22 protein-coding genes are annotated in these 20,303 nt (G+C 61.6%); 4 read left to right on the top strand and 18 right to left on the bottom strand.

What is annotated here, in order from left to right:
- Positions 1-68 precede the first annotated feature (68 nt).
- Entirely contained in the window at positions 69-2,855 is a 2,787-nt protein-coding gene (locus BM116_RS00205; protein WP_083727290.1) for a response regulator, read from the top strand.
- Here BM116_RS00205 and acpS read toward each other — a convergent pair.
- From acpS to rpoE, 13 genes are all read right to left on the bottom strand, one after another.
- Positions 2,844-3,224, bottom strand: a complete 381-nt coding sequence (acpS, locus tag BM116_RS00200) for a holo-ACP synthase (protein WP_083727292.1) — start codon at positions 3,222-3,224, stop codon at positions 2,844-2,846. The two genes, BM116_RS00205 and acpS, sit on opposite strands and share 12 nt — an antisense overlap.
- On the bottom strand, positions 3,221-3,961 hold the full coding sequence (pdxJ, locus tag BM116_RS00195) for a pyridoxine 5'-phosphate synthase (protein WP_083727294.1): 741 nt from the start codon (positions 3,959-3,961) through the stop codon (positions 3,221-3,223). The genes acpS and pdxJ overlap by 4 nt, the downstream gene beginning before the upstream one ends.
- A 49-nt stretch (positions 3,962-4,010) precedes the next feature.
- Positions 4,011-4,718 (bottom strand): DNA repair protein RecO, encoded by a 708-nt coding sequence (recO, locus tag BM116_RS00190; RefSeq protein WP_083727296.1) that lies wholly within the window; start codon positions 4,716-4,718, stop codon positions 4,011-4,013.
- A 5-nt stretch (positions 4,719-4,723) separates the two neighbouring features.
- On the bottom strand, positions 4,724-5,626 hold the full coding sequence (gene era, locus BM116_RS00185) for a GTPase Era (protein ID WP_083727298.1): 903 nt from the start codon (positions 5,624-5,626) through the stop codon (positions 4,724-4,726).
- Positions 5,619-6,308, bottom strand: a complete 690-nt coding sequence (rnc, locus tag BM116_RS00180) for a ribonuclease III (RefSeq protein WP_083727300.1) — start codon at positions 6,306-6,308, stop codon at positions 5,619-5,621. The genes era and rnc overlap by 8 nt, the downstream gene beginning before the upstream one ends.
- Positions 6,305-6,682, bottom strand: a complete 378-nt coding sequence (locus BM116_RS00175; RefSeq protein WP_083727302.1) for a DUF4845 domain-containing protein — start codon at positions 6,680-6,682, stop codon at positions 6,305-6,307. Before BM116_RS00175 ends, rnc begins: the two co-directional genes overlap by 4 nt.
- A 46-nt stretch (positions 6,683-6,728) precedes the next feature.
- Positions 6,729-7,607, bottom strand: a complete 879-nt coding sequence (lepB, locus tag BM116_RS00170) for a signal peptidase I (RefSeq protein WP_083727360.1) — start codon at positions 7,605-7,607, stop codon at positions 6,729-6,731.
- A 21-nt stretch (positions 7,608-7,628) separates the two neighbouring features.
- Positions 7,629-9,428, bottom strand: coding sequence for a translation elongation factor 4 (lepA, locus tag BM116_RS00165; RefSeq protein WP_083727362.1), 1,800 nt, complete (start codon positions 9,426-9,428; stop codon positions 7,629-7,631).
- A 158-nt stretch (positions 9,429-9,586) separates the two neighbouring features.
- Positions 9,587-11,005 (bottom strand): DegQ family serine endoprotease, encoded by a 1,419-nt coding sequence (locus tag BM116_RS00160; RefSeq protein WP_083727304.1) that lies wholly within the window; start codon positions 11,003-11,005, stop codon positions 9,587-9,589.
- Positions 11,006-11,045: 40 nt separating this feature from the next.
- Entirely contained in the window at positions 11,046-11,507 is a 462-nt protein-coding gene (locus tag BM116_RS00155) for a SoxR reducing system RseC family protein (RefSeq protein WP_083727306.1), read from the bottom strand.
- On the bottom strand, positions 11,504-12,457 hold the full coding sequence (locus BM116_RS00150; protein WP_139056974.1) for a MucB/RseB C-terminal domain-containing protein: 954 nt from the start codon (positions 12,455-12,457) through the stop codon (positions 11,504-11,506). Before BM116_RS00150 ends, BM116_RS00155 begins: the two co-directional genes overlap by 4 nt.
- A 2-nt stretch (positions 12,458-12,459) precedes the next feature.
- A complete protein-coding gene (locus BM116_RS00145; RefSeq protein WP_083727310.1) occupies positions 12,460-13,092 on the bottom strand; it encodes a sigma-E factor negative regulatory protein in 633 nt (210 codons plus the stop codon).
- A 55-nt stretch (positions 13,093-13,147) separates the two neighbouring features.
- Positions 13,148-13,723 (bottom strand): RNA polymerase sigma factor RpoE, encoded by a 576-nt coding sequence (gene rpoE, locus BM116_RS00140; RefSeq protein WP_083727312.1) that lies wholly within the window; start codon positions 13,721-13,723, stop codon positions 13,148-13,150.
- Positions 13,724-14,105: 382 nt separating this feature from the next.
- Between rpoE and nadB the strand changes: the two genes are divergently transcribed.
- Positions 14,106-15,719: an L-aspartate oxidase gene (gene nadB, locus BM116_RS00135; RefSeq protein ID WP_083727364.1), complete on the top strand. Its 1,614-nt coding sequence runs from the start codon at positions 14,106-14,108 to the stop codon at positions 15,717-15,719.
- Here nadB and BM116_RS00130 read toward each other — a convergent pair.
- Entirely contained in the window at positions 15,688-16,140 is a 453-nt protein-coding gene (locus tag BM116_RS00130; protein WP_083727314.1) for a hypothetical protein, read from the bottom strand. The two genes, nadB and BM116_RS00130, sit on opposite strands and share 32 nt — an antisense overlap.
- A complete protein-coding gene (locus BM116_RS00125; RefSeq protein ID WP_083727316.1) occupies positions 16,124-16,378 on the bottom strand; it encodes an FAD assembly factor SdhE in 255 nt (84 codons plus the stop codon). Before BM116_RS00125 ends, BM116_RS00130 begins: the two co-directional genes overlap by 17 nt.
- A 138-nt stretch (positions 16,379-16,516) precedes the next feature.
- On the opposite strand from BM116_RS00125, the gene ygfZ reads away from it, so the two are divergent.
- Together ygfZ and BM116_RS00115 are read left to right on the top strand one after the other, a co-directional pair.
- On the top strand, positions 16,517-17,518 hold the full coding sequence (gene ygfZ / locus BM116_RS00120) for a CAF17-like 4Fe-4S cluster assembly/insertion protein YgfZ (protein ID WP_083727318.1): 1,002 nt from the start codon (positions 16,517-16,519) through the stop codon (positions 17,516-17,518).
- Positions 17,519-17,539: 21 nt separating this feature from the next.
- Positions 17,540-18,373 carry an HDOD domain-containing protein gene (locus tag BM116_RS00115; protein ID WP_083727320.1) on the top strand — a complete coding sequence of 278 codons (834 nt, stop codon included), beginning with the start codon at positions 17,540-17,542 and terminating at the stop codon, positions 18,371-18,373.
- A 13-nt stretch (positions 18,374-18,386) separates the two neighbouring features.
- Here the strand turns inward: BM116_RS00115 and BM116_RS00110 are convergent, their stop codons facing one another.
- Genes BM116_RS00110 through BM116_RS00100 form a run of 3 tightly spaced genes read right to left on the bottom strand, consistent with a single transcriptional unit; the run spans position 18,387 to position 20,292 of the window.
- Positions 18,387-19,202, bottom strand: coding sequence for an enoyl-CoA hydratase (locus tag BM116_RS00110; RefSeq protein WP_083727322.1), 816 nt, complete (start codon positions 19,200-19,202; stop codon positions 18,387-18,389).
- Between the two features lie 58 nt (positions 19,203-19,260).
- Positions 19,261-19,956 (bottom strand): uracil-DNA glycosylase, encoded by a 696-nt coding sequence (ung, locus tag BM116_RS00105; protein WP_083727324.1) that lies wholly within the window; start codon positions 19,954-19,956, stop codon positions 19,261-19,263.
- Between the two features lie 3 nt (positions 19,957-19,959).
- Positions 19,960-20,292, bottom strand: a complete 333-nt coding sequence (locus tag BM116_RS00100) for a PA3694 family proteiin (RefSeq protein ID WP_083727326.1) — start codon at positions 20,290-20,292, stop codon at positions 19,960-19,962.
- Positions 20,293-20,303 lie beyond the last annotated feature (11 nt).

Below are 20,303 nucleotides of genomic sequence, written 5' to 3'. Positions count from 1 at the left end.
CCCACCCAAGTGCGTATTTCGCGCCGCCCCTGAATGCACGGCTGACGAGGAAACGGGAACACATTTACATGAACGACATTGGTATCAAGGCCCGACTCCTGCTGATGACCCTGATCCCGGCCGGGATACTGGCCGCCGCAGTGGGCGTCTACTTCAGCTGGCAACACCTGGGTGATCTGCAAAAGCAACTGCTTGAACGCGGCCAGCTCACCGCCGAGCATCTGCAACGCCCCGCCACCGAGGCCCTGCTGGCCCGGCAACCCCAGCGCATGCGCACCACCTTGGCCAACACCCTGAATTACCAGGATGTCCGCGCGGTCACCCTGTACGACGCCGATAATCAGCCGCTGGAACACAGCGGCCCGCAGATGCTCGCGGCCAATCGCGCCCTGCCGGAAAGCCCCCTGGCCGCCGGCACCGGCCTGCAAGTGCGCACCGGTGAGCGCAGCACCCGTTTTATCCTGCCGCTGCAGGCCAGCCCCGAGCTGCTCAGCGCGGCCGAGCGCAGTGACCTGGAGGCCGACGCGCTGATTGGCTGGCTTGAGGTAGAGCTGAGCCACGGCAATACCCAGTTGCGCAGCTATCAGACGCTGCTGACGACGCTGGTACTGATACTGCTCGGCCTGCTGATCACCGGCCTGATGGTCAGCACCATGGGGCGCCACATCATCGACCCGGTGGTCGAAATCAACCAGGCGATTGCCCGCATCAGTAAGGGCCAGCTGGACGTGCGCCTGCCGCGTCAGCGCGCACGCGAACTCGACGATCTGGCCGAGGGTGTCAACACCATGACCCAGGCACTGCAAAGCGCCCAGGGCGAGCTGCAGCAAAACGTCGAACAGGCCACCGAAGACCTGCGCCAGACGCTGGAAACCATTGAAGTACAGAACATCGAGCTGGACATGGCGCGCAAGGCTGCCCAGGAGGCCAGCCGCATCAAGTCCGAGTTTCTCGCCAATATGAGTCATGAGCTGCGCACACCGCTCAACGGTATCCTTGGCTTCAGCAACCTGCTGCAGCGCACCGAAATGACCCCGCGCCAGATCGAGTATCTGGACACCATCAGCAAATCGGCCAAGAGCCTGCAGGACATCATCAACGAGATTCTCGACTTTTCGAAGATCGAAGCCGGCAAGCTGGTGCTCGACAACCTGCCGTTCAACCTGCGCGATCTGGTCGAGGAAACCCTGACCATGCTGGCACCGTCAGCGCACCAGAAACAGGTTGAGCTGGTCAGCCTGATCTACCGCGACGTGCCGCTCGGCCTGAGTGGCGATGCCCTGCGCCTCAAGCAGGTGCTATCCAACCTGCTGAGCAACGCCATCAAGTTCACCCATGACGGCTCGGTGTGCCTGCGGGTCATGCTGGAGGAAGACAACGACAGCAGCGCGGTACTGCGCATCAGCGTTACCGACACCGGCGTGGGCCTGACCGAAGCGCAGCAAAAGTCGCTGTTCCGCGCCTTCAGCCAGGTCGACAACTCCCCGACCCGCCAGACCGGCGGCACCGGCCTTGGCCTGGTTATCACCAAACGCCTGGTTGAGCAGATGCATGGCGAGATCCACCTGCACAGCACCCCCGGATCCGGTTCCGAATTCTGGTTTACCGCCAGCCTGAACAAGTCCAGCCAGGCCGACGACGACCTGCCCAGCCGCCCGTTCGAAGGCTTGTACGCCGGCGTGTTTGAACCCAACCCGCTAAGCCGCCAGGCGCTGCTGCATGCACTGGAGGATCTGGGCCTGCAAACGCGCATTTTCAGCACCCTGGTCAGCCTCAACGAAGCGGTGCTGGACGGCGGACCCAGCGCACCTCAAGTGGCACTGGTCAGCAGTGAAAGCGACGAGCATCGCCTGACCGACAGCCTGCAACACGTGCAGCGCTGGGCCGGGCATGGCTGCGCCAGTATTTTGCTGGTCAACGCGGTCGCGCAGCCGCCGCAACTCGATCAGCTGCCGGACGGGCGCTGCGCAGTGCTCTCGCGCCCACTGAGCATGCGCAAGCTGTTCCGCGCCACCGGCCAACTGCTGCAGCCCAGGCCCGCCGCGCTGCCCGACCTGCCTGCCGACGACGCGGAACAGGAGCGGCGTGCCAACCCGGACAGCGTGACCATCCTCTGTGTCGACGACAACCCGGCCAATCTCAAGCTGGTTGAAACCTTTCTGCAGGAGATGGGTACCCGCGTGCGCGCAGTGGACAGCGGCGAGGCGGCGCTGGCGGTACTGGCCGAGCAACGTTTTGATCTGATTTTCATGGACGTGCAGATGCCCGGCATGGACGGGCGGCAGACGACCGAAGAAATTCGTCTGCAGGAGGAGCTGAGTGACCAGCCCGCCACACCCATTGTTGCGCTGACCGCCCACGCCCTGGCCGAGGAACGGCGCAAGCTGCTCAAGTGCGGCATGAACGACTACCTGAGCAAACCCATCAGCCCTGAACAGCTGCGCGAGAGTATCCGCAAGTGGACCGGGCAGGATCTCGACGCCGAGCTTGCACCGGCGCCAGCCAGCGCCCCGCCGACAAACCCGCCCAGCAACCCGGTGCTCGACCATGAGGAAGGCTTGCGCCTGGCCGCTGGTAAAGCCGATCTGGCCCAGGACATGCTGGATATGCTGTTGCAGAACCTGCCCGCCGATCGGCAGGCAATTGAAGAAAGCCTTAACGCCGGTGACCAGCAAAGACTACTGGAGAGCGTCCATCGCCTGCACGGCGCGACGCGCTACTGCGGCGTACCCGAATTGCGCCGGCGCTGCCTGCAGGCAGAAACCCGGCTCAAGCAGAACGCCCCGGCGGATACCGAGATTCAGCAGCTGTTTGTCGCCATGGAGCAACTGCAGGAGAGCGTCTCAGTCCAGTGACCAGACAGCGAACGCGAGCGCCTGCTCGCGCTCGTCGCTCAACGACAACAGCATGCGCCCGCCACCACCAGCCGCCAGCTTGTCGGCGGCGACACCGCTGAGCACGACCTGCGGAGCGCCCAGCTCATCACGATCAATCTGCATATGTTGCCATGACAGGCCACCAGCCAACCCGGTACCAAGCGCCTTTAGAATCGCCTCTTTGGCGGCAAAGCGCTTGGCCAGATAGCGCGCAGGCCGTCCGTGGGCGGCAAAGCGCTCAAACTCGTCGGCGGTCAGAATCCGCCTGGCAAAGCGCTCACCCTGGCGCGTCAGCACCGCTTCAATACGGCTGACCAGTACCAGGTCGGTGCCGATGCCGCGAATCATTGGCGCGCCGACTCCAGAATCAGCTGACGCATGTCGCGCACCGCGCCGGCCAGGCCGGAAAACAGTGCGCGAGCAATGATCGCGTGGCCGATATTCAGCTCGTTGATGCCGGGGATGGCCGCAATGTCCTGCACGTTGTGGTAGTGCAACCCGTGCCCGGCATTAACCACTAGGCCCAGCTTGCGGGCGTAGTTCACCGACTCACGAATACGCGACAGCGCCTTCTGCTGCTCTGCTCCCTCGGTGTCCGCATAGTGCCCGGTGTGCAACTCGATCACCGGCGCACCAAGGCGCTTGGCAGCCTCGATCTGGCGCGCATCCGGGTCGATAAACAGCGACACTTCGCACCCAGCAGCGGCCAGACGCTCAATGGCTGCGTGCACCCGCGCCTCGTTGCCGCAAACGTCCAGGCCGCCCTCGGTGGTCAACTCCTCGCGGCGCTCCGGCACCAGGCACACATGCGCCGGACGAATCTCTTCGGCAAAGGCGACCATCTCATCGGTGACCGCCATTTCAAAGTTCATGCGGGTCTGCAGCACCTGGGCCAGCAGGCGCACATCGCGCTCCCGAATATGGCGGCGATCCTCACGCAGGTGCACGGTAATGCCATCGGCGCCGGCCTGCTCGGCCTCAATAGCGGCCTGCACAGGATCGGGATAGCGCGTGCCACGCGCCTGGCGCAAGGTCGCCACGTGGTCGATATTGACACCCAACAGCACCCGGTCTGACTGACTCATGCACGATTCTCCCTTTGGTAACAGCGGCGCCCTGGCGCCGCAAAAAGATTCAGGATTGGCCGGCGCCCCGCGCCGCCGCAAACAACTGCCGGCTGACCAGCGGCTTGCCTCCAAGGTGCACCGCCAGGGCCTGACGCATCAGGCGCTTGGCGGTGGGCAGCGCATCGGGCTGCTGCCAATCGGCGCTGGCCATGGCCAGCAGCCCCGCCCCGGGCAAGGCGCCATTATTGCCCGCTGGGACAGAGTACAGCCCCTGATCGGCGCTCCAGGCGTAGCTGCCGTGCGCCAGCAGGGGCTGTTGCCAGGCGTCTTCCGTCAAACTGAAACCGTAGCCCAGCAGCTGCAACAACTGCCATTCAAAACTGCGCAGCACCGGCTCGACGCTGTCGAATGGCGCAGCCAACTGCTCCAGCGCCTGTTGATAGGCGGCAAACAGCAACGTCTGCGCGTCACCTGGCGACAGCAGACGTACCAGCAATTCGTTGAGATAGAGACCACTGAACAGAGCGTCACCCTGCAAGCGTGCGTGGCTGCCCGCCACCTCGGCCTGCTGCAGGGTCTTCAGCTCGCCCCGCCCGTACCAGCTTACCAGCAGGGGCACAAAGGGCTGCGGGCGTGTGCCCCGCCCTTTTCCCCGGGCGCCGCGCCAGACCACCCGCTGCAGCCCGTCACGCAGACTGAGCAGATCGACCAGGGCGCTGGTGTCGCGGTAGGGCCGACTGTGCAACACGTAGGCGGGCTGCAACGGTTCAGACATTGGCGTCAGTCGTCGAAGCGGTAGCCCAGCGAGCCCAGCGCACGCTCGTCATCAGACCAGCCACGACGTACCTTGACCCAGAGGTTGAGCATGATCTTGCTGCCAAACAGCTTCTGCATGTCCAGCCGCGCTTCCTGGCCGATCTTTTTCAGACGCTCGCCGCCGTCACCGATGACAATCTTCTTCTGTCCGTCGCGCTCGACCAGAATCAACGCATGGATATGCAGGACACGCCCTTCCTGTTTGAACTCTTCGATCTCGACCGTTACCTGGTACGGAATCTCGGCGCCGAGTTGGCGCATGACCTTCTCGCGCACCAGCTCGGCAGCCAGAAAGCGCGAGCTCTTGTCGGTCAGTTGGTCTTCGGGGTAGAAGTGCTCGCTTTCCGGCAGGCGCTCGGCAATCAGCGACTCCAGGCGGTCGATATTACGCCCCTGCAGTGCGGACACCGGCACCACCTCGGCATTGGGCAGTTGCTGGGTCAGCCACTCCAGGTGCGGCAGCAATTCGTTCTTGTCTTCCATACGGTCAAGCTTGTTGACCACGATCAGTACCGGGCAGCTGACATACTGCACGCGCTCAAGCACCATCTGGTCTTCATCAGTCCAACGCAGACGGTCGACCACAAACAGCACGACGTCGACATCGCGCAGTGCCTGGCTGGCACTTTTGTTCATGAAGCGGTTGAGCGCTTTTTCGTTTTCCTTGTGCAAGCCGGGCGTATCAACGTAGATCGCCTGCACCTCACCCTCGGTTTTGATACCGAGCAAGGTGTGGCGGGTCGTTTGCGGCTTGCGCGAGGTAATGGCCAGCTTCTGGCCAAGAATATGGTTCAGCAAGGTCGACTTGCCGACATTCGGGCGGCCAACGATAGCAACGTAGCCGCAACGGGAAATAGCATCAGTCATCGGCTCGCTCCACGCCCAGAGCAACCAGCGCATGCTGCGCTGCCTGCTGTTCCGCCAGACGCCGACTGTTGCCAACGCCGTAGGTCGGCTCGGCCAGCAGGGCTATCTGACAATTTACCTTGAAAGTACGACAATGCGCCTCCCCGCTGCTCTCGATCACTTCGTAGCGCGGCAGGTCAGCCTGGCGCGACTGCAGAAACTCCTGCAGTCGGGTTTTTGGATCTTTGTTGTTGTCGACCAGCGTCAGGTCGGCAATGTGGCCAGTCAGCCAGTGCAGGATGCGCTCGCGCACCACCTCCAGCCCGCTGTCCAGATAGATAGCGCCGATAATCGCCTCGGTGGCATCAGCCAGAATCGATTCACGGCGAAAGCCGCCACTTTTCAGCTCGCCCGAACCGAGGCGCAGGTATTCGCCCAACTCAAACCCCTTGGCCAGCTCGGCCAGGGTCACACCCTTGACCAGACGCGCACGCAGGCGCGACAGCTGCCCTTCGCGGGCCTGGGGGAAGTGTTGGAAAAGCATTTCGGCGGCGACGAAATTGAGGATCGAGTCGCCCAGAAATTCCAGGCGCTCATTGTTGCGCCCACCCAGACTGCGGTGGGTCAAGGCCAGCAGCAGCAGCTCCTGGTCCTTGAATGTATAGCCAATCTTACGTTCGAGTCGGTCTAGCTTGTTGCTCACTTGAGAGGTCTGACAATAAAGGTTTCGTCAAAGTGCACCAGCAGGTCCACCGTGTTGAGGAGTGGCGCGCGCACTTCGTACTTGAGCACCACAGTGTAGGCATTCTGCCCGCTCTGGGTCGTGGTGATGGCATCCTTGGCCTTGATGTCGCGGATGCTGTTGAGCTGCATGCCCTTCTCGATGTAACTGTTGAGGTCGCGCAGGGAGTTCACCTTCACGTTCGGGTCTTCATTGACCGTGGTGATGATGTTGCGCAGCGAGTAGTGGTCCATGTAGATGGGTACCAGCTTCATCGCAATGACCATGCCGAATACAAGCAGGGCGATAACCGCAAGCCAGCCGAAGAAGGAAGCCCCTTTCTGGGAGTGGCGCATAATAACCTCGTAGTCCGTTGTTGATGCTATGTACTGCCTGCCACCCTCAGTGAATCAGGGCGACGCTCGAGAAGCTTGGCAAATTACTCAGCTTCGGCTCAGGCCAGTGCATCCACACTGCGAAGGCCTTGCCTACAATATAGTTGTCCGGAACCATTCCCCACAACTCTTGCGGCATCTCGGCTGAATGCCAGAAACGGCTGTCGTTCGAGTTGTCGCGATTGTCCCCCATCATGAAATAGTGGCCCTGCGGCACCACCCACTCGTTTGGCTTGGGTGTCTGCGACAACTGCTTCTGCCTGATCAGGTGCGTTACCTCACCCAACTGCTCACGATAGACTGCCGCGTTGGCCAGGTTTTGCAGCGGGTGACCTGCGGGCACTTCATCGTCCGGCACAATCTCGACCAATTCATGCTCGACCTTCTGGCCGTTCACATACAGCTGCTTTCCAGCATAGCGGATGTGGTCGCCGGGCAAGCCAACAACGCGCTTGATGTAGTTGATCGACGGGTTGTTCGGGTAACGGAAGACCATAACGTCGCCACGCTGCGGGTCACCGATCGGGATTACCTTGGTGTCGATCACCGGCAGGCGAATACCGTACGCAAACTTGTTCACCAGAATGAAATCACCCACCTCCAGGGTGGGCTTCATGGAACCGGACGGAATCTGAAAGGGCTCGACCAGAAAGGAGCGCAGCACCAGCACAACGGCCAAGACCGGAAAGAACGACTTGCCATACTCGACCAGCAAGGGCTCCTTCTCGAGCCGCTCGATGGTCTGCGGGTCCGCTACGTCAACCTGGGCTTCGTAGCTGGCAACAGCCTTGCGACGACGCGGTGCCAGCACCACGCGGTCCAGCAACGCCAGAAAACCGCTGACAGCAACAGCAATCACCAGCACCAGCGGAAAGTTGAGATGCATCATCGTCCGAGCTTACCGTCTCTAGTTGTCGACTTTGAGTACCGCAAGGAATGCGTCCTGCGGTATTTCTACGCTACCCACCTGTTTCATACGTTTCTTACCGGCCTTCTGCTTCTCGAGCAGCTTCTTCTTCCGGCTGGCGTCGCCACCATAACACTTGGCCAATACGTTCTTGCGCAGCGCCTTGACCGTAGAACGCGCCACAATTTGCCCACCGATAGCGGCCTGAATGGCAACGTCAAACATTTGCCGGGGAATCAGGTCCTTCATCTTCTCGACCAGCTGACGGCCCTTATAGGCAGCATTGTCACGGTGCACGATCAGCGCCAGCGCATCTACCTTCTCACTGTTGATCAGGATATCCAGACGCACCAGCTTGGCGGCCTGGAAGCGATCAAAGCTGTAATCCAGCGAGGCATAACCGCGGCTGACCGACTTTAACCGGTCGAAGAAGTCGAGTACCACCTCGTTCATCGGCAGGTCGTAGGTAACCTGAACCTGGGTACCGAGAAAAACCATGTCATGCTGAACGCCGCGCTTCTCGATACAGAGGGTAATCACGCTACCCAGATGATCCTGCGGCACCAGAATGTTGGCACGCACAATCGGCTCGCGCATCTCTTCAATCACGGACGGGTCGGGCAGCAAAGAGGGGTTGTCGACATAGATGATATCGCCCCCCTTCTTGACCACCTCAAACACTACGGTGGGCGCCGTGGTAATCAGATCCAGATCGTACTCGCGCTCCAGACGCTCCTGGATGATCTCCATGTGCAGCATGCCGAGGAAGCCGATGCGGAAACCAAAGCCAAGCGCTTCGGAGCTCTCCGGCTCGAACTGCAGCGCCGCGTCATTGAGGGTCAGCTTCTGCAGCGCCTCGCGAAAATCTTCAAAGTCATCAGAGCTGACCGGGAACAAGCCGGCATAGACCTGCGGCTTGACCTTCTGGAAGCCGGGCAGCGGTGCGACATCCGGGGTTGCGGACAGGGTCAGGGTGTCGCCCACCGGCGCGCCGTGAATGTCCTTGATACCGGCAATGATGAAGCCCACCTCGCCGGCCTTGAGATCGGCGGTCTCGGTGTGCTTGGGGCTGAAAACGCCCACGCTGTCGACCTGGTGGAACTTGCCGGTCGATTTGACCAGCACCTTGTCGCCCTTCTTGATACGGCCATGCTTGACCCGCACCAGCGACACCACACCCAGGTAGTTGTCGAACCAGGAATCAATGATCAGTGCCTGCAAAGGCGCTTCGATCTCACCTTCGGGAGCCGGAATGGTCTTGATCAGCGCCTCAAGCACGTCTTCAACACCAATACCGCTCTTGGCCGAACAGGCGACGGCGTCAGTTGCATCGATACCGATGACGCTCTCGATCTCACCCTTGACCCGCTCGGGTTCTGCCTGCGGCAGATCGATCTTGTTGAGGACCGGCATGACCTCCAGGCCCTGCTCAATCGCCGTGTAGCAGTTGGCTACCGACTGCGCCTCAACGCCCTGAGCGGCGTCTACCACCAGCAGCGCGCCTTCGCAGGCTGCCAGCGAGCGGCTGACTTCGTAGTGAAAGTCAACGTGGCCGGGCGTATCGATAAAGTTGAGCTGATAGGTTTTGCCGTCTTTGGCGGGGTAATACAGCGTCACGCTGTGCGCCTTGATGGTGATCCCGCGCTCACGCTCGAGATCCATCGAGTCCAGCACCTGCGCTTCCATCTCGCGTTCGCTCAGGGCGCCGCACAGCTGAATAAAGCGATCAGCCAGCGTCGACTTGCCGTGGTCGATATGGGCGATGATGGAAAAGTTGCGAATCAGGCTCAGGTCACTCACAGCGCGGATCATCCAGACAGGGTTGCCAGACATGGCGATGACGGGGAAGAGTCCCCAAAACAGCCGGCGAGTGTACCTGATTAGCGGCGATGTCGCTATCGCCGCCGGGGCCGGTCATCGGGAGGTTGCTACCACCGATAACCGGCCCCAGGGGCGGATCACTCCGCCAGACGGAAGGTAATATAGCTGGCGCGACCCTGACGAATCACGCGCATCGAGATGGAGCGGTTGTCTGGCAGCTCGCCAGCAATCTCGGTGAAGGTCTCGACCGAATCCACCGACTGGTTGTCCAGATTGGTGATGATGTCGCCCGGACGCAGACCAACCATGGCACCCGGCCCGCGCATTACTTCGCGCACCACCACACCGGAGTGAATATCCAGGTTCTTCTTCTGCTCGTCAGTCAGCTCGACAACAGTCACTCCCAGACGGTTGGAAGAGGTCGCCTGGGCTGGCGCATCATCGGTCAGCGCGGCAACGTTATCGTCATCCGGCAGCGCACCCACTTCCATGCGCAGGGTCTTGCGCTCCTTATCACGCATCACCACCAGCGATGCCTCGGCACCGGGGCGGACACGCCCAACAGCGTGGGGCAGATCGGATGAGCGCACTACCTCGTGACCGTTAAACTCAAGAATAACGTCACCAACCTTAAGGCCACCCTTGTCTGCCGGGCCGCCCGGCATAATCTGAGCCACCAGCGCACCGGCAGGTTTGGGCAGGTCAAACGACTCAGCCAGATCCTTGTTGACCTCTTGGATCACCACACCCAGCCAGCCGCGCTGCACGCTGCCGCTGTCCTTGATCTGCTCGACCACATCCATCGCCACGTCCATCGGAATGGCAAACGACAGGCCCATAAAGCCACCCGAGCGGGTAAAGATCTGCGAGTTGATGCCCACAACCTCGCCATCCAGGTTGAACAGCGGGCCGCCGGAGTTACCCGGGTTGATCGCCACATCGGTCTGAATGAACGGCACGTAGTTCTCGTTCGGCAGACTGCGGCCCTTGGCGCTGACGATACCCGCCGTCACCGAATAGTCGAAACCGAAGGGCGAACCGATGGCCAGCACCCACTCGCCCGGCTTGAGATCAGCTGATTTGCCAATCTTGACTACCGGCAGGTCGTCGCCGGCGTCGATCTTCAGCAGCGCCAGGTCAGAGCGCGGATCAGCGCCAACTAGTTCGGCCTGGAGCTCACGGCGATCAGACAGACGTACAAAGATTTCGTCAGCATCGGCCACCACATGGTTGTTGGTCAGCACATAGCCGTCATGGGAGATGATAAAACCGGAACCGAGGGACTGGGGCGCCTCGCGCTCACGCTGGGAAGGGCCTTGCGGGAAGCTGCGCTCAAAAAACTCGCGAAACAGCGGCGGCATGCCTTCGAGGTCGGGCATACCCTGAACTACATTCTGGCTGGCTGCTTTCTGGCGTGTGCTGATGTTTACGATGGCCGGCGAGGCCTCTTCGACCAGCTCGGTAAAGTCCGGCAAGTCCGCCGCCAGCGCCAGCGACTGCCACCCCATCACCAGAATACTTGTGGCCACCAGGGCCCAACGTCTCAACGACATCATACGTCGCACACTCCTCACTTGTTTCTAGCAACAACCCACATCACAGGTTCGTCAGCGGCACCCCGGAGAACCCGGCGGCCCCCATGACCTGAGGCGTCAACCGCGGATCACGACTAGCCCGCAGGGCGTGCCAGCGAACCAGAACAAAACCAAACGCCAGGCCAGCCAGCGCAGCCAGAATGACCTGCGGCTCACTTCCACCCAGCGCCTGCGCCGACAAGGCGACAACAAACAGGGCCAGCAAGGGCATCATGTATACCCACAAGGCACCGCGCACCAGCGCGTCCTCGGGCACACCGATAACCACCTCATCCCCCACCTGCCATTGGCGATCGGTCAGGGCTCGCACAAAACCGCGGCTACCGCCGCTACCCAACCGCTGCAGCAGCTCCTGGCCGCAACCTGCCTTGGCGGCACAGTTGCCACAGGTACTGCTGCGCACGGTTTCAACCCAAACAGCACCGGGCTCCACACTCAGCACACGCCCGCGCTCTTCAATCACGGCGTGGCCTCTACTGCCACGGCGGCATGCGGGAAGGAGGCAGCAATACGCTCGGCCGTCGCTGGCGGAATTTCACCGACGATGGTCGCCAGATAGTCCTGCCCTTCCACCTGCAGCCGACGACTGATGGCCACCGTCGGCCCCAGCTGAGCAGCCAGGTTATCGGCCAGACGTTCCTCGCCCAGCGGCTCGACAAATACGGTAAAGCGCGCCAGACCATCGCTGTAGACCTGGGTCATGACCGGGGGCTCACCAGCGGAGAGCGCGCGAACCATGGATTCACCGGCGCTGTAGCCCGGCGGCAGCCAGCCTGGCAGCCAGCCAGAGTCGTCGACCAACTTTTCGGGCTCTGCCGCTTCCAGCGAGAGGCAGCGCGAACCAGCTTCCAGCGACGCGTCACTCAGCTCGGTGAAATCCACGTCAACAAACTGGAAGCGTTCCAGCAAGGCATTGCGCTCGTTGATCAGCAAGGACTTGAGCAACAAGCCGGTGTCTTCGTCCAGATACAGCTCATAGGCGTAACGGAACGGATCTCTCGGCTTGAGCGCCACCACCGTTGCCTGGCGATCCGCGACGCGCGTACCACCCAGCACCTCGAAAGCGTACCAACGCTCAAGACGGGCGGGATCGATCTGTTGGGGGGCAGTTGCGTGCCAGTCGGACACGTTAGCGAAGGAGGTAGCACATTGCAGCCGGCCATCACGCCGTAGCCACTCCTGCGGATCACCGTCAGCCCGGAGCAGGCGCTCGGTAACGCCGTCTTCATCGGCGCGATGCCAGATATGGTGGGTGCTGAAACTGCCGGAGCGCTCGTAAACGAACGCTCCGCTGTAACTCTGTTGATCCACTGCATCGGCCATGCCGCGCAGCCATTGTCCCGCATCTTTCGCCTGGGCCAGCGGCGCTGACATCAGCACCGCGGCAGAGGCAAGGCAAAGCGACCACTTCACCACTAGCGACCTTCCATGCTCGCCGCGCGGGCATAAGGCACCAGCTGGGGCGTGTTGGACTGGGCACCCGCCTCTGCGTGCTCACGCAGGTAGCGGCTGATGCGCTGCTCATGCCACGCCGACGGCGCTTGGGCCGGCGCCAGCGGCTCGGCAGCCGTCACGGCAGCACCGTTTTGCGAGTAACCTGCAAGTACGGCACCAGTGCGAGCAGCCGGGTTGGCCTGGAGCATGGACGGCGCCGGGCTGTTCGCTGCTGTCATCGGCTGAGTCGGTGCATCGCCCTGGTTGACCATGCGTACGCCGACCAGAACAGCCAGTGTGACCGACGCGGCCACGGCCATCCGGCCGAAGTTACGCCACAACACAGAGCCTTGAGCGGCAGCAGGCGCAGCCTGCTCGGGCTCCATTTGCAGCGCCGGCTCGTCCTGCAGCGCGGCAGCAATACCCGCGGACAGGTCGACTGAACCCTGCCAGGGCTCCTTGTGCATCACCGAGCGTGCCATCTGGTAGCGCGCCCAGGTACTACGCAGTGCCGGATCCTGATCAGCTGCCTGGAGAACACGGCGCACTTCCAGTTCATCAGCCTCGTTGTCCATGAGAGCGGAAAGAGACTCCTGCAAGACTTCGTTTCTCATTGCTTTACCTCTGCTGTTGGCCCATAGGGCTCACTGCGTTGCACCCTGTTGCCGATCACGCTTCGAGTAGCGGTTTCAGGGCTTTATCTATTGCCTCACGAGCCCGGAAGATCCGGGAGCGAACTGTCCCGACCGGACAATCCATCACGTTGGCAATGTCTTCGTAGCTCAACCCTTCAAACTCACGCAGGGTTAACGCTGTTCTTAAATCATCAGGCAACTGTTCGAGGGTTTTGTTCACTACCTGCTCGATTTCGTCGCGCAACATCTCGCGTTCAGGGGAATGAATATCCTTGAGGATGCTGTCACCCTCGTAATACTCAGCCTCATCAGCGGCGATGTCCGAATCCGGCGGCCGACGGTTGCGGGCGACCAGATAATTCTTCGCGGTGTTAATCGCGATGCGGTACAGCCATGTATAAAACGCACTGTCACCACGAAAGTTGGCCAGCGCGCGGTACGCCTTGATGAAAGCCTCCTGGGCCACATCCTGCGCTTCATGACTGTCGTGCACGAAGCGCGTCACCAGCGCGAGGATCTTGTGCTGATACTTGAGTACCAACAGATCAAAGGCGCGCTTGTCCCCTTTCTGAACTCGTTCAACCAGTTGCTGGTCACTCTGCCCTGTCATGGCGAATTCACTCTGCAGGGCCCGCGACCGGACTTGTTATCGTAGACACAGGATGTAACCAAAAGTTCTCCCCTCACTCAGGTACAGCAGTAGGAACGTCGCTGTCGGCAAAAAGTTCCCCCATGAGTGCATATTGCCAGCATCCTGCCAGCAGGTGGGCACAGGCGCACTCACCCATGGGTGGCAGTATTGTGCGGCAGCGGGCTTCTATATACTAGGGAAGTGCTGACTAATTCCATCCGCCCCTGCACCAACAAAAGGCCGAAGCAGCCAGCCGCAGGCGACCGCCCCCAGCAACGCCATCGGTCGTACATACAACGCCAAAGATGCACGCGTGAGCGCTCCCCTGGGCATTCAGATCACCCTGCAGTTGAATGAAGATATGACGCAACAACGCCAATACGACGTACTGGTCATCGGCAGCGGCGCTGCCGGCCTGACCCTCGCCCTGCACCTGGCCAGCGATTTGCGGGTGGCCGTACTGAGCAAGGGCCAGCTTTCCGAAGGCTCTACCTTCTGGGCCCAGGGTGGTGTAGCGGCAGTGCTCGACGATGCCGACACCGTAGATGCCCATGTCCAGGACACCCTGATCGCCGGCGGCGGCCTGTGCCACGAAGATGCGGTACGTCAGATTGTCGGAGACAGCCGGGATGCCATCGGCTGGCTGGTGGAGCAAGGCGTGCCCTTTACCCGCGAGCGACGCGAAGACGGCAGCGAGGCCGACGACTTTCACCTCACGCGCGAGGGTGGCCACAGCCACCGACGCATCATTCACGCCGCCGACGCTACCGGCGCGGCCATCTTCAATACCCTGCTGAAACGGGCCGAAGAGCACAGCAACATTGAGTTGCTGGACAACCGCGTGGCCGTTGACCTGATCACCAGCAAGAAACTCGGTCGCGACGGCAACCTGTGTCTGGGCGCCTATGTACTCAACCGCTCAAGCGGGCACGTTGAAACCGTCGCCGCGCGCTTTACCGTGCTGGCCACCGGCGGCGCGAGCAAGGTGTATCTATACACCAGCAACCCGGACAGCGCCTCCGGCGACGGCATTGCCATGGCCTGGCGCGCGGGCTGCCGTGTCGCCAACATGGAATTCAACCAGTTCCACCCCACCTGCCTGTACCACCCCAAGGCAAAGAGCTTTCTGATTACCGAAGCGCTACGCGGCGAAGGCGCCCTGCTGCGCCTGCCCAACGGTGAACGCTTCATGCCGCGCTTTGACGAGCGCGCCGAACTGGCACCGCGCGACATCGTCGCCCGCGCCATCGACCATGAAATGAAACGCCTGGGTCTGGACTGTGTTTATCTGGACATCACCCACAAGCCAGCCGAGTTCATTCGCAGCCACTTTCCAACCGTGCACGAACGCTGCCTGGCATTTGGCATCGACATCACCCGCGAGCCCATCCCCGTGGTCCCGGCAGCCCACTACACCTGCGGCGGCGTGATGGTGGACAGCAGCGGGCGCACCGACCTGGAGCAGCTCTACGCCATTGGCGAGACCAGTTTCACCGGACTGCACGGCGCCAACCGCATGGCCAGCAACTCGCTGCTTGAGTGTATTGTCTATGGCCGCGCCGCGAGCCGTGACATCCTTGAGCGCCTGGCCAGCACCGAGATGCCGACCGCGCTGCCAAACTGGGACGAGAGCCAGGTAACCGACTCGGACGAGGACGTGATCATTTCGCACAACTGGGATGAGCTGCGGCGCTTCATGTGGGACTACGTGGGCATTGTGCGCACATCCAAGCGCCTGCAGCGGGCCAAGCACCGGGTGGACTTGTTGCTGGCAGAAATCCACGAGTTCTACAGCAACTATCGGGTCAGCCGTGACCTGCTGGAGCTGCGTAACCTTGCGGTGGTTGCCGACCTGATTATCCGCTCAGCCATGCAGCGCAACGAAAGCCGCGGCCTGCATTACACCCTGGACTATCCGGCGCAGCTGGAAGAGGCACTGGATACTATTCTGCCGCCACCCAGCGCTGGCGACTGAAGCGCAGCCGTAACCGCAATCGGCGCAGGCTCTCCTCGGAGGCTGCGTCCGCCGGCAGCACCACCGACACAGGGCACCAGCGCCCCTGCTCGCGCAGACGCACAACCGTCAGCATGGCGCTGACGTAGGTATCGGCCAGTAGCCGCGCCGCCACCTCGGAGCCGTCGCGGCGCAGGATATGCCAGCCTTCACTGTCAAACCGCAGCCCGGTCACCGAATGCGGGTGGCGCAGACTGACCTGCCGCGGCCAGACCCAGCCACCGTACAGCAGCACCAGGCCAACGCACAGCAGGCTGGGCCAGAGCGACAGGGCGCTGTTGAAAACGCCCAGGCAGGCCAGCAGGCTGCTCAACAGCAACACCAGCGCCATCCAGCGCGACGGCTGGCGTTGGAGCAACAGATATTCAGTTTGGCTGTACACGGTCCAGAATCATCCTCACGATACGGCGCAGATCCGGGTCATCAGGCTCACCACGCTGCATAAACCAGCCGAACATATCCTGATCTTCACACTCAAGCAGTTGACGGTAACGGGCCTGGTCGGCTGCATCCAGCGTCGGGTATGCCTCCTGCAGAAAAGGCACCAGCAGCACATCAAGCTCCAGCATGCCGCGACGGCTGTGCCAGAACAAACGTTTCATTTCTATATCGGCCGACATCGGCAACTCCACAAGCTGAGAATTGAACTGCGCATTGCAATTCTCATTATAACGACAAGATAGCAGCAAGCGGCGCCTGACAAGCACCCGCCCTGCGCCCTATGATGTACCACCACACACCAAGGGAACAACGACGGTATGACCTTACACGCCGAGCTTGCCAACCACTTTGCCGAGGCGAGCGACAGCAGCGACTTCGCCACAGGCCTCAGTCTGCTCGAGCATCAGGGCCTGATCAGTGTGACCGGCGGTGACGCCGACAAATTCCTCCAGGGGCAAGTTACCTGCGACCTGCGTGAGCTGGACCAGGCGCACAGCAGCCTGGGCGCACGCTGCAACCCCAAGGGGCGCATGCAGTCGAGCTTTCGCATCTGGCGCACAGCCGACGGCATGCTGCTGAGCCTGGCGCGCGAACTGGTCGCCCCGCAATTGGCCGACCTGGGCAAGTACGCCGCCCTCTACCGCCAATGCCAACTGGCCGATCAAAGCGACAACTGGGCGGGCTTTGGCCTGTGGGGCGAGCAAGCCGAGCAGGCACTGACTGCGGCCGGCTTCCAGCCACCCGCCGAGGACAACGGCGTCAGCCGCGCGGGCGACAGCATTGCCCTGCGCCTGCCGGGCGCGGCCTACGCCATCTGGACGCCGATTGCCGAAGCCGAAGCACTGCTGCAGACGCTGACCGATCACGCCTCACTGGTCAGCGCCAACCAGTGGCAACTGCGACAGATTCAGAGCGGCATCGGCCAGGTGACCGGGCCAACGCTGGAAACCTTCATTCCCCAGATGCTCAACCTGCAGCACCTGGGCGGTGTGAGCTTTCGCAAAGGCTGCTACACCGGCCAGGAAATCGTTGCGCGCATGCAGTATCTGGGCAAACTCAAGCGCCGTATGTATCGACTGCTGATGGCGGGCGATGCACCGCCCAAACCCGGTACAGAGGTAGTTGACCGCGACAGCGGCAAGGCCGTTGGCGAGGTAGTCATCGCCGCACGCGGCCACAAGGCCGTGGAATTGCTGGCTGTTTTGCAGAAGGATGCGGCACAATTGGAAACATTGAGTCTGGGCGCAACCGACGGCCCGCTGCTTACATTAAGCGAACTGCCCTACGAGCAGACCTTGGCCGCCGCCGAAGCCGAATAACAGAACGACAAGGGACAAGACATGACTGACCTCGCCCAACGTGTCCATGATGAGCTGCTGCAAGCCATCGAGAAGGATCAACTGGTTCTCCCCACCCTGCCGGAAGTGGCCCTGCGCGTGCGCGAAGCCGCCGAAGATCCGGACGTCAGCATTCCTGACCTGGTGCGCGAGATAAGCAACGACGCCGCCCTGAGCGCACGCCTGATCAAGGTGGTCAACAGTCCGCTACTGCGCAGCCGGCAAGAAATCACCGACCTGTCGATGGCCGTCAACCGCATGGGTATCGCCTACACCGCCAACCTGGCAACCGGCCTGGCGATGTCGCAAATGTTCCAGGCGACCTCTGACGTCATTGACCGCAAGATGCGCGAAGTCTGGACCCGCAGCACCGAAGTTGCCGGGATCAGTCATGTCCTGTGCCGCCACTACACCAAGCTCAAGCCCGACCAGGCGACGCTGGCTGGCCTGGTGCATCAGATTGGCGTACTGCCGATTCTTAGCTATGCCGAGGAAAACAGCCAACTGCTGCGTGATTCCATCAGCCTGAATCTGGTCATCGACCGCATTCACCCACTACTGGGTGACCGCATTCTGCAGGCGTGGGACTTCCCCGAACCTCTGCGCCACGTACCGTCCCAGCATCTGGATTTTCAGCGCAACTCGGCCAGCGTTGACTACGCCGATATTGTGCAGGTTGCCATGCTGCAGTCACTGTCAGGCACCCAGCACCCGTACGCGCAAATGGACTGGAGCGGCATCAGCGCCTTTGCCAAGCTTGGCTTGAACCCGGCGGATGAACAGGAAGACGAAGACCTGTCTGCCGAGATGGAAGCCGCCATGCAGTTGCTGGCCTAACGCAAAAAGCCTATCACCGCCGCGTCCACTGCGGCGGTCTCTTCTCCAGAAACGCATTCACCCCTTCCAGGGTATCCTCCAGCTCGAACAGGTCGACGAAGCGCTCGCGCTCGGCGGCAAGCAAGCTATTGACTGGCTGAGTGCGCGCGCCCTGAATCAGCTCCTTGCAATAGCGCACCGCCACCGGGCTTTGCCGTGCGACCTGCGCCGCCAGCTGCAACGCCACGCCGACCGCATGGCCCTGTTCCACGCAATCCTGGACCAGACCAATGCGTTCTGCTCGCACGCCATCAATCCGCTCACCGCACAGAATCATTCGCTTGGCCCAACCTTCGCCGACCAACCAAGCCAGCGCCTGCGTGCCACCGGCGCAAGGCAGCAAGCCGACACCGGCCTCTGGCAAGGCCAGCTGAGCCTGCCGCTCGGCAATACGAATATCGCAGGCCAGTGCGCACTCCAGACCGCCACCCATGGCATAACCATTGATGGCGGCAATGCTCACCCCGGCAAAGTCGCGAAGGGCCTCAAAAGCAGCCCCGAACAGGCGCGCCATCTCGCGCGCCCGCGCCGCATCGCCGTCGGCAAACATCTTTAGATCGGCACCTGCGGAAAAGAAGCGCTCGCCACGACCAGTCAGCACTAACGCGTAGATATCGGGGTCGGCATTGAGATGGGCCAGCAACTCGGGCAAGCCATGCAGCATGTCCGAGTCCCAGGTATTGGCGGGCGGGTTGTCGATGGTGACCAGCGCCGTATGCCCGGCTTTTTGAACCACCAGCTTATCTGTGCGCGGAACCAGTGCGGTATAGGGTTGCAGTGCATGCTCCATAACGGCCTCCAGCTTGCTCGGTATCTGGTTCCGTTTTAGCACAAAACCTGCTGAGGGGTCAGGCGGGTAGCGCCGGCAAACTCCAGTCGATAGGGGTAAGGCCGTGCTCAACCAGGTAACGGTTGGCGGCAGAGAAATGACCGTTGCCGATGAACCCGCGGTGCGCCGATAGCGGCGAGGGGTGTACCGAGGTCAGCACGCAGTGGCGCTGCCGGTCAATCTGCTCACCCTTGCGCTGGGCGTAGCTGCCCCACAGCAGGAACACACAGTGCTCGCGGCGCGCGTTGATTATCTCTATCACCTTGGAGGTAAAACGCTCCCAGCCACGCTTGGCGTGCGACCCGGCCTGCGCCTGCTCAACCGTCAGCACCGCATTGAGCAGCAGAACGCCCTGCTCCGCCCAGGACTGCAAGCAGCCATGGGGCGGAATGGGGAACCCCAAATCGCGATGAATTTCCTTGAAGATATTCTGCAGCGATGGCGGCGTGCGCACACCGGGCGGCACCGAGAAGCTCAGCCCGTGGGCCTGCCCCGGGCCGTGATAGGGGTCCTGACCGATGATTACCACGCGGACCTGGTCCAGCGCCGTAGAGTTAAGCGCGTTGAAGACCTGCGGCCCTGGCGGAAAGATTGTCTTGCCGGCAGCCTTCTCCTGCTGCAAGAAGCTGCGCAGCTGCTGCATGTACGGCTGTTCAAACTCGCCCTGCAGCTCGCCCAGCCAGCTATCGTCCAGTTGAATTGGCCGCTCACCCACTACTTATTCCTCCAGCGCCGGAACCACCTGATTGACGCACCGCACCACCCGGTCGCGATTATCACGCAGCACGCCGGACAGGCCATTCATGTGGCTAGCGTGCAGCACCAGAATGCCATCCACACACTCAGCCTCGTGCTTGGCCGGATTGCTACGCAGATTACCCGCCTCCTCAGAGCCCACCGTTACCACGCGGTAGTCAGCCAGCTCGAGGCCCTTCTCGGGATTAACGAAATTGAGATAGCCATACAGGTGCAGCACCGCAACGGTCAGCACCACAGTGACGATGGCGGTGAGGATAAGGGGTAGCTTGTTGATTTCCTGCGCTTGCGACATCAGTAACTCCG

The organism is Halopseudomonas pachastrellae (genome assembly GCF_900114765.1).
Classification (GTDB): Bacteria; Pseudomonadota; Gammaproteobacteria; order Pseudomonadales; family Pseudomonadaceae; genus Halopseudomonas; species Halopseudomonas pachastrellae.
This window is presented reverse-complemented; position numbering and strand designations above follow the sequence as displayed.

What these genes read in the sequence shown, in the direction of transcription:
- BM116_RS00205 (WP_083727290.1), top strand. Translation starts at nt 69, where the DNA reads ATGAACGACATTGGTATCAAGGCCCGACTCCTGCTGATGACCCTGATC.
- BM116_RS00100 (WP_083727326.1), bottom strand. Translation starts at nt 20,292, where the DNA reads ATGTCGCAAGCGCAGGAAATCAACAAGCTACCCCTTATCCTCACCGCC.
- era (WP_083727298.1), bottom strand. Translation starts at nt 5,626, where the DNA reads ATGACTGATGCTATTTCCCGTTGCGGCTACGTTGCTATCGTTGGCCGC.
- acpS (WP_083727292.1), bottom strand. Translation starts at nt 3,224, where the DNA reads ATGATTCGCGGCATCGGCACCGACCTGGTACTGGTCAGCCGTATTGAA.
- lepB (WP_083727360.1), bottom strand. Translation starts at nt 7,607, where the DNA reads ATGCATCTCAACTTTCCGCTGGTGCTGGTGATTGCTGTTGCTGTCAGC.
- nadB (WP_083727364.1), top strand. Translation starts at nt 14,106, where the DNA reads ATGACGCAACAACGCCAATACGACGTACTGGTCATCGGCAGCGGCGCT.
- BM116_RS00145 (WP_083727310.1), bottom strand. Translation starts at nt 13,092, where the DNA reads ATGAGAAACGAAGTCTTGCAGGAGTCTCTTTCCGCTCTCATGGACAAC.
- BM116_RS00115 (WP_083727320.1), top strand. Translation starts at nt 17,540, where the DNA reads ATGACTGACCTCGCCCAACGTGTCCATGATGAGCTGCTGCAAGCCATC.
- BM116_RS00160 (WP_083727304.1), bottom strand. Translation starts at nt 11,005, where the DNA reads ATGATGTCGTTGAGACGTTGGGCCCTGGTGGCCACAAGTATTCTGGTG.
- rpoE (WP_083727312.1), bottom strand. Translation starts at nt 13,723, where the DNA reads ATGACAGGGCAGAGTGACCAGCAACTGGTTGAACGAGTTCAGAAAGGG.
- pdxJ (WP_083727294.1), bottom strand. Translation starts at nt 3,961, where the DNA reads ATGAGTCAGTCAGACCGGGTGCTGTTGGGTGTCAATATCGACCACGTG.
- recO (WP_083727296.1), bottom strand. Translation starts at nt 4,718, where the DNA reads ATGTCTGAACCGTTGCAGCCCGCCTACGTGTTGCACAGTCGGCCCTAC.
- BM116_RS00125 (WP_083727316.1), bottom strand. Translation starts at nt 16,378, where the DNA reads ATGTCGGCCGATATAGAAATGAAACGTTTGTTCTGGCACAGCCGTCGC.
- BM116_RS00175 (WP_083727302.1), bottom strand. Translation starts at nt 6,682, where the DNA reads ATGCGCCACTCCCAGAAAGGGGCTTCCTTCTTCGGCTGGCTTGCGGTT.
- ygfZ (WP_083727318.1), top strand. Translation starts at nt 16,517, where the DNA reads ATGACCTTACACGCCGAGCTTGCCAACCACTTTGCCGAGGCGAGCGAC.
- BM116_RS00110 (WP_083727322.1), bottom strand. Translation starts at nt 19,202, where the DNA reads ATGGAGCATGCACTGCAACCCTATACCGCACTGGTTCCGCGCACAGAT.